The sequence below is a fragment of the Bacillota bacterium genome (assembly GCA_012727955.1).
Taxonomy (GTDB): domain Bacteria; phylum Bacillota; class Limnochordia; order DTU087; family JAAYGB01; genus JAAYGB01.
The window spans coordinates 1-15093 of record JAAYGB010000032.1 but is presented as its reverse complement, the minus strand read 5'-3'; the positions used below and the strand labels follow the sequence as shown (position 1 = coordinate 15093).

General features: G+C 52.8%; 16 protein-coding genes. 1 reads left to right on the top strand and 15 read right to left on the bottom strand.

Features of this window, described 5'->3' with window-relative positions; genetic code table 11:
* The 14 genes from GX030_06065 to GX030_06000 form a co-directional block, all read right to left on the bottom strand.
* Positions 1-555, bottom strand: a 555-nt coding sequence (locus GX030_06065) for a Na/Pi symporter (GenBank protein ID NLV91941.1), incomplete at its 3' end; no start/stop codon positions are given.
* A gap of 111 nt (positions 556-666) precedes the next feature.
* On the bottom strand, positions 667-900 hold the full coding sequence (locus GX030_06060; protein ID NLV91940.1) for a hypothetical protein: 234 nt from the start codon (positions 898-900) through the stop codon (positions 667-669).
* Positions 897-1751 (bottom strand): hypothetical protein, encoded by an 855-nt coding sequence (locus GX030_06055; GenBank protein NLV91939.1) that lies wholly within the window; start codon positions 1749-1751, stop codon positions 897-899. The genes GX030_06060 and GX030_06055 overlap by 4 nt, the downstream gene beginning before the upstream one ends.
* Before the next feature lie 109 nt (positions 1752-1860).
* Positions 1861-3525 (bottom strand): ribonuclease J, encoded by a 1665-nt coding sequence (locus GX030_06050; GenBank protein NLV91938.1) that lies wholly within the window; start codon positions 3523-3525, stop codon positions 1861-1863.
* Positions 3526-3730: 205 nt separating this feature from the next.
* Positions 3731-4615, bottom strand: coding sequence for a 4-hydroxy-tetrahydrodipicolinate synthase (dapA, locus tag GX030_06045; GenBank protein NLV91937.1), 885 nt, complete (start codon positions 4613-4615; stop codon positions 3731-3733).
* A 110-nt stretch (positions 4616-4725) separates the two neighbouring features.
* On the bottom strand, positions 4726-5946 hold the full coding sequence (gene dapG / locus GX030_06040) for an aspartate kinase (GenBank protein ID NLV91936.1): 1221 nt from the start codon (positions 5944-5946) through the stop codon (positions 4726-4728).
* Between the two features lie 37 nt (positions 5947-5983).
* Positions 5984-7000 (bottom strand): aspartate-semialdehyde dehydrogenase, encoded by a 1017-nt coding sequence (locus GX030_06035; protein ID NLV91935.1) that lies wholly within the window; start codon positions 6998-7000, stop codon positions 5984-5986.
* A gap of 67 nt (positions 7001-7067) precedes the next feature.
* Entirely contained in the window at positions 7068-7652 is a 585-nt protein-coding gene (locus tag GX030_06030) for a dipicolinate synthase subunit B (protein NLV91934.1), read from the bottom strand.
* Positions 7653-7665: 13 nt separating this feature from the next.
* Positions 7666-8586 (bottom strand): dipicolinate synthase subunit DpsA, encoded by a 921-nt coding sequence (dpsA, locus tag GX030_06025; protein NLV91933.1) that lies wholly within the window; start codon positions 8584-8586, stop codon positions 7666-7668.
* A gap of 130 nt (positions 8587-8716) precedes the next feature.
* Positions 8717-9514 carry a 4-hydroxy-tetrahydrodipicolinate reductase gene (locus GX030_06020; protein NLV91932.1) on the bottom strand — a complete coding sequence of 266 codons (798 nt, stop codon included), beginning with the start codon at positions 9512-9514 and terminating at the stop codon, positions 8717-8719.
* Positions 9515-9630: 116 nt separating this feature from the next.
* Positions 9631-9903: a YlmC/YmxH family sporulation protein gene (locus GX030_06015; GenBank protein ID NLV91931.1), complete on the bottom strand. Its 273-nt coding sequence runs from the start codon at positions 9901-9903 to the stop codon at positions 9631-9633.
* 65 nt (positions 9904-9968) lie between these two features.
* Positions 9969-11372, bottom strand: a complete 1404-nt coding sequence (locus tag GX030_06010; protein NLV91930.1) for a hypothetical protein — start codon at positions 11370-11372, stop codon at positions 9969-9971.
* 75 nt (positions 11373-11447) lie between these two features.
* A complete protein-coding gene (locus GX030_06005) occupies positions 11448-11873 on the bottom strand; it encodes a dUTPase (protein ID NLV91929.1) in 426 nt (141 codons plus the stop codon).
* On the bottom strand, positions 11849-13111 hold the full coding sequence (locus GX030_06000; protein ID NLV91928.1) for an insulinase family protein: 1263 nt from the start codon (positions 13109-13111) through the stop codon (positions 11849-11851). The genes GX030_06005 and GX030_06000 overlap by 25 nt, the downstream gene beginning before the upstream one ends.
* Positions 13112-13484: 373 nt before the next feature.
* Between GX030_06000 and GX030_05995 the strand changes: the two genes are divergently transcribed.
* A complete protein-coding gene (locus GX030_05995) occupies positions 13485-14756 on the top strand; it encodes an SH3 domain-containing protein (GenBank protein ID NLV91927.1) in 1272 nt (423 codons plus the stop codon).
* Positions 14757-14867: 111 nt separating this feature from the next.
* On the opposite strand, the gene GX030_05990 is transcribed toward GX030_05995, so the two are convergent.
* A partial coding sequence (locus GX030_05990) for a polysaccharide deacetylase (protein ID NLV91926.1) occupies positions 14868-15093 on the bottom strand: 226 nt, incomplete at its 5' end.

Below are 15093 nucleotides of genomic sequence, written 5' to 3'. Positions count from 1 at the left end.
GGTAACACCTACTCCGATCCCGATGGCATTCAAGGGCCCCGTTTTCTGGGCGGCGGGAAAGAGTCTTTGGGCCACCGTGACCCCCAAGGGAGCCAAGGATGTCTGCATCAGCTGCATCCCCATGAAAAGACCACCTAAGCCGGCTACGGCAGCGCCCACATAGCGATGAATCCCCCTTCTCGGACCAATCAACCACCAAAGCAGGCCCACCACTGTCAGCCAGAGGCCATATTCCGTCAGCGGCAATACCGTTAACTGCGCCGTAACGGTGGTACCGATATTGGCACCCAGCATGATCGCGAGCCCTTGGCGGTAGGTTAACACCCCCGAACCCACCAAACCCACCGCGGTAGCATTAACCGCACTGCTGCTTTGGACAACGGCAGTAACCACCGTTCCCAATAGACACCCCAGGTACTGGTTACCAGCAGCCTTAGCCAATACCTGCTGCAGGCGACTGCCAGCCGAAGAAACCAAATTACGAGACATTACCAACAGACCCACAAGAAACAAGGCCAGCCCCAGGGAAAAACCCACCAATGGTTGTACCCACATGTCGTCTCCCTCCCATGCATGAATCTATGGGATGGGGAGGCGGTTTAGCACACCAAAAAGGGTGAGCCACTCTCTGAGCCCACCCTAACCACTAGATACCGTTGCTTGCTGCTAGTTCGGCAGTTGCTGTCCGGTGTTGAGATCCACCAGTACTCCCGGTTGACACTCCGGTCTCCAATAATCTTCGGGTTCCGAACTAATCACCCGAACTACCCGTCCCTGATTGCCTCCAATGGGTTCCACTTGCATCAATACCCCGTTGACACCAATCAGTTCCACATACTCTCGGTTATCTTCCTCAAATCCTTCCCAAACTACTTCATCGGGGACAATCGTCCACATCAATGGCGTCCAACTCCCTCCGGTGCCGAAGCAACTTGACCTTCGATGGCTGCTAGCTCCTCTGGATCCAAGGGACCCATCATTTCCTCGAGTTTGGCCACAGCCTGAGCCAACCCACCAACTTCGTCAATCATTCCCACTCGCACTGCCTCGGGACCGATTAGTACAGTACCTACATCTCGAACTAGTTCTCCGGTCCGGAACATTAGATCTCGCAGCCGTTCTTCGGTGATGTTCGAGTTTTCAACGATAAAGTTTATCACCCGATCCTGCATCTTATCGAGGTACTCATAGGTCTGGGGCACCCCAATCACTAAGCCAGTCAATCGAATCGGATGGATCGTTATCGTAGCAGAAGGAGCGATGAAGCTGTAGTCCGCGGATACTGCGATGGGAGCTCCAATAGAGTGGCCTCCACCGAGAACTAGAGATACCGTTGGCTTAGAAAGACTGTGAATCATCTCGGCTATGGCCAGACCGGCCTCAATATCTCCCCCTACGGTGTTGAGAATCAAAAGGAGTCCCTTAATCTTAGGATTCTGCTCCACTGCCACCAACTGCGGTATGATATGCTCATACTTTGTCGCTTTGTTCTTTGGAGGTAAGATCACATGGCCTTCGATTTGTCCAACAATGGGGATCATCTGCATCCTCGATATTCCCGGTGCAGCCGGCCTTAGCTGGCCCAGTTGTTGGATACTTTGCAGTGTACTGCCCTGTCGTGCTCCAGCCGCCCCAGGCGACGGTGACGGGGGAGGATCCTGCACCGGTGCCCTCGGCTGCTCGGTAACCGGTGAAGGAGTGGAACCTTCTCCACCGCTACCTAGACCGTAATCTGGATAGAAATTCTGCATAGCACACACCCCTCATGCGTTTGATCTAGGTTAGTATGGGGTAATGCCAGGCGAAATATGTTAACAGCCGGGCTGAGCCCGGCTAAGCTTTCCCTTGTAGTCTATTCAGCTATACTTCCATGATGATTGGCATAATCATCGGACGCCGTTTGGTTTTTTCCCACAATAAACTGCTGAGGGCGTCCTTCATGTTGCCCTTGATAATGCCCCACTCCGTAACGTTTTCGGCCTCACAGGCAGCCAGGGCCTCCCGCACCCGGTCTCTGGCTTCATCGATGAGTTTCTCCGATTCTCGCACATAAACAAAGCCCCGGGAAACGATATCCGGTCCCGCCACCACCTCTCCCGTCTGCTTGTCTATTGTCACGACGACAATGAGAATCCCGTCCTGAGACAACTGACGTCGATCCCGCAGGACGATATTGCCTACATCACCAACGCCGAGACCGTCCACCAAGACTTGACCAGAGGGCACCTTGTCAACCAAGGCAATTCGTTCCCGAGAGACTTCGATAACGTCTCCAATCTCCGCAATGAAGATATTATCCTCGGGAATACCCACGGCCTCGGCCAAGCGAGCGTGACTGACCAACATCCGATGCTCACCGTGAATGGGGATGAAATACTTGGGCCTGCACAGGTTAAGGACCAGCTTTAGCTCCTCTTGGGACGCGTGCCCAGACACATGGACCCCGGAAAAGGGCTCATAGATCACGTCGGCACCCTGTTTGAAAAGCTGATTGATGGTCTTGCCCACCAATTTCTCGTTGCCGGGAATGGCCATCGCCGAAATGATAACGGTGTCTCCTGGTACAATGTCGATGCGCCGATGCTCGTTCATCGCCATGCGAGTCAAGGCTGCCATGGGCTCACCTTGGCTTCCCGTGGTCAGGACGACAACTCGATTGGCGGGATACTGCTTCACTCGATCGATATCAATCCACATCCCATCGGGCATTTGCAGATATCCAAGATCTACCGCAATTCTCACTACGTTTTCCATACTTCGGCCTACCACAGCGATCTTTCGGTTGAAGCGCATCGCTGAATCAATGACCTGCTGAATGCGATGAATATTGGAGGCAAAGGTAGCCACCAATATCCGGCCTTCGGCTCTTTGGAACACATCGTCAAAGGTATCACCAACTGCCCTTTCCGACAGGGTAAAGCCGGGACGTTCCGCGTTGGTGCTGTCAGACATCAACAGGAGAACACCCTTGCGTCCCAGTTCCGCCAGTTTGTGCAGGTCCATGACCTTACCGTCAATGGGAGTCTGATCCAGCTTAAAGTCGCTCATGTGGACTATAACTCCCGCCTCAGTATGTATCGCCAATGCCACTACGTCGGCGATGCTGTGGTTAACATGGATAAACTCAACGGTCATGCTGTTGAGTTGAATCTTGTCTCCTGCCTTGATGCAGTGTACCTGGGCAGTTCGCAACAGCCCATGTTCTTCTAGTTTTCCCTTCAGGAGACCAAGGGTCAAGCGAGTGCCATAAATAGGGGCATTCACTTCATTCAGCAAGTAGGGAACGCCGCCGATGTGATCTTCATGGCCATGGGTCAACAAAATCGCCCTAACCCGATCCTTATTTTCCCGGATATAAGTCATATCGGGAATCACATAGTCGATTCCCAACATCTCATTTTCCGGAAACATCACACCCGCATCGATGATGATCAAATCATCACCGTACTCTACTACTGTCATGTTCTTGCCGATTTCCCCCAAACCCCCAAGGGGGATGACGGCAAGTCTTTTTTCCTTAGACAAAAAACCTTCACCTCCAAGATAATCCGACACCTACCGTCCCGTGTCTTACCATAGTAATGATGAAAAAGTCGAACAGAAATCCCTGGTTCCAGTATTCCCCTCCTCCACGGTGGGAAAACCACCAACACTGTTCAACAAAAAAGGCTGCCTCTACGGACAGCCCATTGCTACTATCCAATATTGGGATTCGACCCCTCGCGTCTGACTAGACCAAATTCAAGTTCTGCAGTGTTTGCTTGATAATGGCAACCTCTTCTTCCGTTGCAGACACTAAGGGAAGTCGCACTGGTCCCGCGGGTAATCCCAGCATACTCAGGGCGGTTTTTACCGGCACAGGGTTGCTGGTAATGAACAAATTCTTAAACAAAGGAAGCATCTCTAGATGCAGGTCTGCCGCTTCTTTATCTCTACCGCTATTATAGGCATCAATCATGGCCCGCATTCTCAGACCAACTACATGGGATGCCACACTAACTACCCCGTCTCCACCAATAGCCATAACCGGCAGAGTCAGGCTATCGTCTCCACTATAGACCTTGACGTCTCGACCGACGCGACGAATAACTTCTCCAATTTGGTCAAGACTTCCACTGGCTTCCTTGATCGCCACTACGTTGCGCAGCTTAGACAATTCCACCATGGTATCTGCAGTTATATTAACCCCTGTTCGGCCGGGAATATTGTAGATCATTACCGGGAGCCGAGTATTTTCCACAACCGTCTTAAAGTGCTGCAAAATTCCCCCCTGGGAGGGTTTGTTGTAGTATGGAGTTACTAACATAACTCCATCTACGCCAACCTTTTCTGCCTGCTTAGTTAACTCGATAGTATGGGCAGTGTTATTGGAACCGGTACCGGCGATCACTGGAACCTTGCCACCAACGGACTCAACCACAGTAGCAAAAAGCTTGACCTTTTCCTCGTCGCTGAGGGTAGGCGACTCGCCAGTGGTCCCCGCCACTACTAGGCCATCGGAACCATTTTCAATCAAGTGCTCAGCTAGCTCAGCCGCCCCCTGATAGTCAACACTATAGTCATCCAGCATCGGAGTTATCATCGCAGTTATTACTGTGCCAAAACCGCTATTCACGGAATCCACCCCTATCACACGCTTGCGACATGAACTATCACCAATAAATTATTCCCTGATCTGATACCAAATCCTGCAAAAACTAGTCTCACGCCTTCTGACCGTTTCCATTACATACCCAACTCAAACTCCTCATGCAAGGCCCGGACTGCGTCTTGTATTCGGGATTCCTTGACAAGACAGGAGATGTTAGCATGTGAGTCGGTGGTCTGAAAGACACTACAGCCGTAACGGTGTAGCGCGTTAACGATCCGATACATAACGCCTGGTACTCCTCGCATTCCGGCCCCCACGGCAGAAACCTTGGCATAGCCGGTTTCCACTGTAAACTGCCCAGATAGCCCCAAACCCTGAAGGATTTCAACCAAGTCATCGGCTTGACTATCATGAACATTGAAGGCGATCAATGTGGGAGACATATAAATCACGTCAATACTAATATTCGCACCGGCCACCGCCTCAAACAAGCGAATGGCCAAGCCATCGTTGAAATCGCCATCGGTGTAAATTTCAACATGGGCCAAGTTGCTCACATGGGCAATACCAGTCACTACTTTGTCGCTGTAGATTGGAATCGGCTGACTGCGGCGAGAAGCAATCACCGTGCCCGGATCATCGGAATACAATGACCGAACATAGATGGGAATGTCCCCTTCTGCCGCGATCTCCACCGCTCTAGGATGAACCACCTTCGCTCCTAAATGGGCAAGTTCCGCCACCTCTTGGTAAGTTAGGCTATCAAGGCGCCTAGCCCTGGGTTCTAGTCTCGGATCCGCGGTCATGATCCCAGCCACATCGGTGTAGATTTCCACCCGCTTTGCCTTGAGCGCGACGGCTAAGGCTGTAGCGGTGGTATCACTGCCGCCCCGGCCGAGGGTGGTAATATCTCCCTGCAGGGTTGCCCCTTGAAACCCCGCCACCACCGGGATCCGACCGGACTGTATCAGTTCTATCAGACGCTGGCTTCTCACTTCCAGAATCTTGGCCTCGCCAAAGCTATCATCGGTAATGATTCCCGCTTGCCCGCCGCTCAAGGCGACGGCCCGATGCCCGGCAGCGGTAATAGCTTGTGCGACGATGGCAGAGCTAATCAACTCTCCGCAGGCCATCAACATATCGAGTTCCCGCTCACACAGGGTATCCCCCTCGGCCTGCATCAACTGCACCAGAGTATCAGTGGCATAGGGATCTCCCGAACGTCCCATGGCTGAGACCACCACCACGGGAGACTCACCTTGCTGTACTGCCTGCAGCACACACTGGACCGCCCGCCGGCGATCCTTGTGATCGGCGACGGAAGTTCCCCCAAACTTTTGGACAACAATATTCACTTTCGTTCCCCCTTGGCCGGTGGGAAGTCCGGTATGCCTACAACAACTGTTCCGCGATTTGAACTGCGTTCAGCGCTGCTCCCTTTCGAATCTGGTCCCCCACTACCCAAAGATTTAGTCCGTGAGGAATCGACTGATCGACACGAATCCGACCCACGTAAATTTCATCCTTACCCGTTACGTCTAAGGGCATGGGATACTCTTGTTCCTCGGGATTATCGACAACGACTATCCCAGGAGACTCCGCCAAAATCCTCTGTGCTTCGGCAACAGAGAGTTCACCCTTCAACTCCAAGTTGATTGACTCCGAATGGCAACGATATACCGGAACCCGCACCGTAGTCGCAGTAATTCTCATCTCTGGCTCATGGAAAATCTTCCGAGTCTCGTCAATCATCTTCACTTCTTCTTTGGTATAGCCATCCTCTAAGAAGGAATCAATCTGGGGAATGAGATTAAAAGCCATCAGATAATGCTTCTTAGCGCTTGTTCCCGGAAAACACTCCATCACCGGCTCCTCACCGTTGAGAACAGCTCGAGTCTGTTGCTCCAACTCCGTAATGGCTCTGGCTCCCACCCCGGAAACTGCCTGGTAGGTAGAGACAACCACCCGCTCAATTCCCACCGCCCGGTGAATCGGTTCCAAAGCCACCGCCATAATAATCGTTGAACAGTTGGGATTAGCGATGATACCCTTTTGGGTTTTGATGTCCTGGGCATTAACCTCCGGCACTACCAGAGGCACCTGGGGATCCATCCGAAAGGCACTGCTGTTATCGACGACCACGGTCCCCTGCTTAACGGCCACAGGAGCCCATTGCTTGCTGACTTCTCCCCCGGCAGCAAAAAAGGCAATATCCACATCGGCAAAGGCTGCTTCAGAAACTTCTTCCACTACAATCTCTCGCCCAAGGGCCTGGATCCTACGACCGGCAGACCGGGCCGAAGCTAGCAATTTTAGCTTCCCTACCGGGAAATTCCGCTCAGCTAAGAGATTGAGTAACTCTGTACCGACGGCGCCGGTCGCACCCAAAACTGCAACATTCATCGACATTTTGGCTTCATTCTCCTTACTAAAGATTTATCCACCGGCACCGTCATTATTTTTGTGCAAGCTCAAACTACCCTCGCAATAGGATAGGTTGAATTTGCCTTCCCTCCAGTGCCGCTTCAACGGTTGGGAGTAACTTGGACCAATCCGCAACCAAGGATCGGGCTTTGCCTTCAGGGTCATCTTGCCCGAAGGGGATAAAATATACATGACGCCGTTTCAATAGTTTTCCAATATTGTCCGCATTGTTAGCCAATCCATCATTGGTTGATACCCCTACCACTACCGGTCGCTCATTACGCAAGTGGGATTTTACCACCATCAATACGTTGGTATCGGTAATCCCGTTAGCCATCTTAGCTAAGCTGTTTCCGGTACAAGGGGCCACAACCACCAAATCCAGCAGCTTCTTAGGGCCAACGGGTTCAGCCTCTACGATATTAGTGATACTACTTCTCCCGGCAATCTGCTCAATCTTATTTCTCCAGTCTGAGGCTGTGCCAAATCTTGTATCGGTGGACTGCACTATCGGCGACAATACAGGCCAAATTTCGGCTCCAGCAGCCTTAAGAGCTGCCATCTGGGGCACCACTTCAGCAAAGGTACAAAAGGAACCCGTCAAAGCAAAACCGATCTTTACTCCAGCCAAGCTCATACAGCACCCACTCCTAGGATTCGGACGTCGGTTGCTTGGGCTGGGACATCAGCTGGCTGATTAGTTTGGGGATAGTATCAGCTAGAATTAGACCGGCGGTTTTAGGAGCTACCTTGCCCGGTAATCCTAATGCATGGATAGCTTCAATCCCCAGCTCTTTGGCGGCAGCAAAATCCGTTCCCCCGGGAGCTGAGGCAATATCGATCACCAGTGCCTCCTTTGGCATCACTGCTAAGACTGTTCCTGTGAGCACCGGTGCCGGCACGGTATTAACCACCAAATCCGCGACACTCACCGCCTCCGGGAGGCGAGCTATTTCCAGAATATTAAGACCCATTTCCGCAGCCCGAGCCAGCTGAGCCAAACTCCGGGCAACTACCGTCGTCTTGGCACCAATTCCCTGCAGCATCCGTCCCAAGGTCAGCCCGCAACGGCCAAAGCCGACCACGACAACCCTAGACCCATGTAGGGTGATGGGCATCCGCTCCATAGCCAGCATCAGCACGCCTTCGGCCGTAGGAATGCTATTGGGGATCGCTATCTCATCGATTTCGCCGGTTTCAATCACAGGAATCCGATACTTATCAGCCAAATCGCGGATGACGGGTTTGGCCTTCCCAATGAACAACGGGGTACCTGGGCGCAACCGCGCAAAGGCCCTTTCATCCAACTGGATAGATACACTGGGATCCATTACCGCCTCCACTTTACCGTGCACGTCGGTGTTGCTCATGGGCGCTACCACCACGTCGGCTGTGGCCAGAGCCTGGTAGAGATCGGTGTAGACAATCACCGAATCTGAAACCAACCCCGGCGGGAATCCCACGGCCTGTACCCTTGCCCCCGACTGCACCAAGCCACGAATCAATTCTACTTCCCTAGCGTCACCGCCAACTACGGTAACGGTAATGGCCCCCAAGTCTAACCTTTCCACGGGTCTCCCTCCATCCACGGTTAATGCCTTGCCCACCTACGTCCGTCAGATGGTAGTAGTATATGCGGGCACCGGGATAGGGTGAAAGGCCTAGCCAGCAAATCATCGCTTCAGCCGGCGGCTTCAGGCTTTATAGCTGCAGCAGGTGCTCCAACCCGTAGATTAACCCTTCAATCTTGCTGACCTCCCGAATCGCCAATAACACTCCAGGCATAAAGGACTCTCGACTGGTGGAGTCGTGCCTGATAGTCAGCGTCTGGCCGGTCAAACCAAAAATAACTTCTTGATGGGCAACAAAACCGGGCAAGCGAACGGAGTGAATCCTGATTCCATCAAAGTCACCGCCCCTGGCTCCGGGCAAACTCTCCCAGCAGGCGTCAATGAAACCATTGGCTTCCCGGGCCGCTCGGATCATTTCCGCGGTCTTAATCGCAGTACCGGAAGGAGCGTCTTTCTTCTGCTCATGGTGTAACTCGATGATCTCCACATCGGGAAAGTACTTAGCCGCCAAGGCTGCGAAGTTCATCATCAGCACAGCTCCCAGGGCAAAGTTCGGTGCAACTATGACCCCTCGCCCCGTCGCTCTGGCTGCCTCATCCAGCTGCTTTAGGTCTCCCTGGGACAAGCCAGTGGTGCCAATCACCAAGTGGGAACCCATATCCAAGCCGCGAATGGCATTGGCCATGACACTGTCTGGCTGGGTAAAATCCACTAATATCTCGGGGGGATTCGCGGCTAGAGACTCTAGAGTCGAAACAACGGTAATCCCCAGCTCACCTACCCCCGCTGCCACACCGGCATCGACGGGCTGGTCAACTCCCCGATCCACAGCTCCTGTCAGTTCCAGGTCCGGTGCCGCTGCGATTGTCTTGACGACTTCCCTTCCCATACGGCCTAGCGCGCCGCAAACAGCTACTGTTAATGACACTATCGGTACCTCCCGGCTACAACACAGGAAATTCTCTCCCGCGAAAGGGAAATCTATCCCATGTTAGACTATCTGTATTGTCGCAGAGCGATGGACAGGTTGTCAAGTCTTAGGGACTAGACGTCAATTCCCGCTCGCCTGAGACTCTCCGCTTCGCTTTCCATATCCGATAGGTTAACGATCACGAAATCATGGCCCACCTTTTCAATACCCGACCAGCCCAAGACCAGCGTCCTTCTCTTAAAGAAGCTGCCCCGATTGCGAATCAATAACGATCGAATCTGCCCAGACTCCGTGTCGATGACCAAATCAGTGTCATCAATCACACCCAGTCGGGCCCCTTCGTCGATGGAGATTATTTCCTTGCCGGCAAGCTCGCTAAATCGCAAAGCCCCATCTCCCCCTTACAGGTAGGATTTTGGTTGATTCCTTGCCCAGTCCTATCCCCAGTCGCCTAATACCTTAGGGTGTAGGAGAGTTCCACCCGGGGTGGATAGCCCCAGCCAACGTCGAGTCTACCACGATCATCATATCCATACCCTACGGAAAAGCTGCCGATTCCCCACTGTCGCTCCAGACAAATTCGCCAAACCCCTTCCAGATCGCGCCCCCACTTATACATACCTTCCCACCAACTGCTTCCCCAAAGCAAGCCGAAACCGATTCGCTGCCGCAGGGCATCGCCCCTCAGATCCACTACATACTGCCCTCCATCTCGGGCAGTAAGATCGTAGTGCAATCGCCAATAATCACTGTCAGGCCGATACTGCAGGGTGCCCTCGATCCGGGACAAGAAAAACTTCTCCGGTCTGACTCTGCCACTCAATTGGTACCCGCTGCTGCCAAGGGTGATCCGCAGATCTCCCCAGCGATATCTTTTCCATGTTTCAAGATCCAGCGCTGTTTGTCGACCGTCAAAGGATAGATAGCTTTGCAGCCGCAGGGTATCGGTGGGCCGCCAGTATAATCGACCATCACAGGCCATGTTGGCGCCTTCGGCTGTCACTCTGCTGCCCAAAGCGGAGCGAAATCCGTCACTGGTGATGCAGGCCTTCATTACCCCTCCCAAGGAGGCAACCCGACTGCGGGGATTGGCTGCTATCTCGAGGGCAATGGCTCCATCGGTTCCCCTATATCGATAGGTACGCTCCAGGCGATGGGTATATACGCCGGCAATTTGCGCCTCCAGCTCAAAGGGCCAGCCCTTCGCCCCGTACCCCACCTGCAGACTGGCCAGACTTTGCTGCATCGAGGTCCAATATCCCGGCTGAGAGGCTAGGGCATGCCATCGGGGCTGAGATTGGAGATGAATCAGGTCAACGAGAAGGCGCACCGGTTCCCTTTCCCAGGAACCCTCCAATAATCCCAAGAAACCATCGTCACCGATATTGGCCACGGTGTCGACGTAGACCCCCGTTAGCTGGGCAGTCTTTCCCTTTCCGAAAACAACTAACCCCGATCCATCATCACTATAGCGTCCCCGCTCCACCAGTTGGAGTAAATCGCTAGTGCTAAAGTGGGGCCGACCGTGAAATACTCGGACTCCACCGCCCCGACCCGATTCGGGATTGATATAACTGGCGGTAGCTGAGCCTCGCCAGCGGGTTAACTGCCCTGTCGACTTCCCATCACCGTCTCCAATCAATTCCAGGCCCAGGGCCCACTGGGAATCGAAACTCTCCCATTTCAGTGCAGCTTGCTGCCAGATGCCATCTGCCTTGGTCGGGGAGGATCGAAGCCCAGGAGCCACCACCAACTCCGCGGTCAACTTCGAGGTAGCTTCCATGGGCTCAACGGAACCTACCAGACAACCAATCAACAACAAACCACCAACAGCCACGATGCCAATCTTCCGCAAAAAGACAACACCCCAGAACCACCTCAAAGGGCAGCCTGGGGTCGATTTCATTATACCATATTTGCCAGATCTGAGCTACGGCTGAACATTCTTATTAGGACCTGCCGGTAACTCATAGCCCGGTTTGTCGCCGGTGCCGTGCTGGCGCCTAAAGTTAACTTCGTTCTTGGCTAAGTATCTTTCATATAGCTCCTGGCTATCCATTCCAATTTTGTTGCACATACTGACGAAGAAATGCAGAATATCCACCATTTCATCTTTTACCCGATCTTCATTTACCGGTGTAGGATTCTTCCACCACTTGAAATTCACTTCGTCTAATAACTCCGCCAACTCGGAAATCATCGCCAGTACTCCCTTTTGAACCCAGACCTGGGTATCAAAATCCAGTCCCCGTTCCGAGATCAAAAAATCGTCCAGCTGCCGTTGTTTGGCAAAGATATCATCAAGCTTGTCCACGACAACTTCCCACCTTACTATGAATTGGCCGCCAAGAAGGATGCCCCCAGGCCTTGCTCCGTTACCGCACCGATGGCTGCCAAGGCTGGCTGTCCCTGCCCAAACATTCCGCAGGCCAAGTTCTGTACCTCTTCCCTGGTCACGTTCTCAATCCGGGCAATGATTTCATCGGCGGTGAGCACCGGTTCCTGGTATAGCAAGGCCTTCGCCAGGCGATGCATGCGGTTGCTGGTGCTTTCCAGACTCAGCATTAATCCGCCTTTTAATTGTTCCTTGGCTCGCTCTAGCTCCTGGGCCGTAACACCCTCTTCACATAGTTGTTCCTGCTCCCGTCTTACCAAAGACAGTACCGTGCTTAGGTTCTCCGGCGAAGTCCCCGCATAGATGGTAAACAGGCCCGTCTCCTGGAAGCCCATGTGATACGAGTATGCCGAATACACTAGACCCTTGGATTCCCGTAACTCTTGAAAGAGCCGAGAGCTCATTCCTCCACCAAATAGGGTGTCCAACACATACATCGGATACCGATGGGGATGAGAGTAGGCTAGGCCGCCGTTACCGACACAGAGATGCACTTGTTCTGTGTCCTTCCACCGCACCACCGTCGTTGCATCGGTGGTGATCTCAATAGAGGCCCGCTTCTCTCCCCGTAGGGGTAAGGAGGCAAAGGCTTTCCCAACCAGTTCCACCACCTGATCATGACAGAGGTTCCCGGCAGCGGAAACCACTAACTTATCCGCGGCGTAGTGGCGGGCCATGAATTCCAATAGAGTATTTCGGTCCATCCCTTGGATAGATTCATAGGTCCCCAAGGTGCTTCGACCTAAGGGATGGTTGCCCCAGGCAGCCTCCAGAATCAGATCATGCACCAACTCATCGGGAGCATCCTCATACATACTGATTTCCTCGGCGATCACTCCCTTTTCCTTGGCCAAGTCTGACTCATCGAAACGGGAATTGAGAACCATATCGGCAATCAGCTCCACCGCCAAGGGCAGATGCTGGTCTAGAACCTTGGCGTAGTAGCAGGTATGCTCCTTTGATGTAAAGGCATTGAGACTACCTCCGGTGGCATCCATAGTTTCGGCAATTTCCTTAGCCGACCGAGTGGTAGTCCCCTTGAATAACATGTGCTCAATAAAATGGGTTACCCCCTGCAAACTGGCCGGTTCATCTCGCGAGCCAACCTTAAACCAAAAACCGATGGTTACCGACCGTACATGGGGGATACTTTCTGTGATCACTTGAATACCATTGTCCAAAACTGACTTTTCGTACACTCTCTTTCCTCCCGCGCGGATCGTCTCTAGGCGCACAAGACTAATTTCTGCAGTCCCTGCGTTACTCCTGCGCAGATTGACAATCTTGTCAGGAGTAACCGTCTCTAGCAGTTCTCTCCCCTACTTCCTTATCTAGTGGATATGTTCACCACCATCCAACTGATATAATGAAGCATGTCTTCCTCAAAAGGCCTGGATCCCGTTGATAGCAGGCTTTCCTTCTGCAACGGGATATTTCCATGTTACCCAGAGGTTAACTACAGGAACTGAAGTTAACAACAGGCTTGAGAACAGTTTTGTCGAAATTATCAGATAAGCACTGCTTATCCCAGTGCTGATTTCTATTCCCGGGAAAAGGAGAAGGGAGGTTGCCATGTCTCAAACATTCTTAGTCGCTATCCTTGGAATTCTATTCTATCTTTCTAGTTTGTTAGGAGGGCATGCTCCCAACTCCGATTGGAACGGGACCAACCCACCGGACACCACCTTCACGTCTATCGGTTACGTGAAGGACTCCCCAGCGACGCTGCGGGAAGGTCCCGGAACGGATCAAACCCGGCTGTCGGTGCTGGAGCCGGAAAGCTCCGTGGAGATTCTCGATGAGACCAATGGCTGGTATCAGGTGAGAACGGAGTCCGGTGATACCGGCTGGGTGGCGGGCATGCTGATTCAAAGCGGTGCTGCCCTCAAGCCTGGCAACTACGAAGTGATGGGTTATTACATGGGCACAAGCAACAACTCCTCGCTTCAGTCACTGCAGAGGCATCATACCCAAATGACCAAAGTGATCCCATGGGCCTTCTCAGTCACCGCGACGGGCGATGTGGTCAACGCTACTCCCACAAACCAACTGGCGGACCTTTTGAAAATGGTGGGAGAAAACACCGAGTTAGAGACCCTAGCTCTAATCAGTAATTATGACCAGAAGACCCACAAGTTTAGTCCCGAGATCGCCTCATCGGTGCTGAGAAACCCCCGTCAACGCAGTCGAGCCATCGCTAACATCACCAAGACCCTAGAGAACTGGGGAGTATCGGGGGTTAATATCGACTTTGAACATGTCCCGCCTCGGGATCGGGATTACTACACTCTATTCATTAAAGAATTATCAGAGCAACTTCGGCCCAAAGGACTGTCGGTCACCGTCGCAATTCCCGCCAAGACCTACGATGACCCAAACTCCAACTGGTCCGGTGCCTTCGATTACGCTCAGATCGGCCGCTATGCCGATTACGTCGTCCTCATGGCCTATGACCAACACTGGACCGGTGGCGACCCAGGGCCCATTGCCTCTGCCCAATGGGTAGAGCAGGTGGTCAAGTACGCGGTCAGCCAGATCCCAAGACAAAAGGTAATCCTGGGAGTTCCCGGATATGGCTATGCCTGGAGTGGTCCTGGAAAAGGAGCCACGGTCAATTACGAATCTGCCGTTAGAATCGCCAATACCGGTAGTGGAGTTCAATGGGATGAGCAAAGCAAGACACCCTATGCCAACGCCCAAGGCCGAGAAATCTGGTTTGAAAACGCAGCTAGTCTCGGACACAAACTGGATATCGTCACCAAGTACGGTGTCAAGGGGATCGCCCTCTGGCGATTGGGGCAAGAGGATCCCAACTCCTGGCGAATAATCAGCGCAAAGCTGTAGACATCTGACATCAACGAAAAAGGCAACGCTTCTTCTTAGCGAAGAGCGTTGCCTTTCTCCTTTGCGCGACGCTTTGGGCCTATCGGATTTACCGACCCTAAAGGGTTACCTTTATTCCTGCAACAACTCCGTTACCGTGACTAATTTATAGCCTTGGGATTGAAGCTGATCGATGATCGTCGGCAGCGCCTTTAGCGTATTGGGTTTGGGGTGCATGAGGACGATTGCTCCCGGTTGGGCCCGACCCACCACCCGTTGCACAATTGTCTCCGGTGAAGGATCTTGCCAATCGATGGTATCAATGGTCCACATGATCGTCCGATAACCATTCTGTGCC

What these genes read in the sequence shown, in the direction of transcription:
- GX030_06055 (NLV91939.1), bottom strand. Translation starts at nt 1,751, where the DNA reads ATGCAGAATTTCTATCCAGATTACGGTCTAGGTAGCGGTGGAGAAGGT.
- GX030_06035 (NLV91935.1), bottom strand. Translation starts at nt 7,000, where the DNA reads ATGTCGATGAATGTTGCAGTTTTGGGTGCGACCGGCGCCGTCGGTACA.
- GX030_06030 (NLV91934.1), bottom strand. Translation starts at nt 7,652, where the DNA reads ATGAGCTTGGCTGGAGTAAAGATCGGTTTTGCTTTGACGGGTTCCTTT.
- GX030_05995 (NLV91927.1), top strand. Translation starts at nt 13,485, where the DNA reads ATGTCTCAAACATTCTTAGTCGCTATCCTTGGAATTCTATTCTATCTT.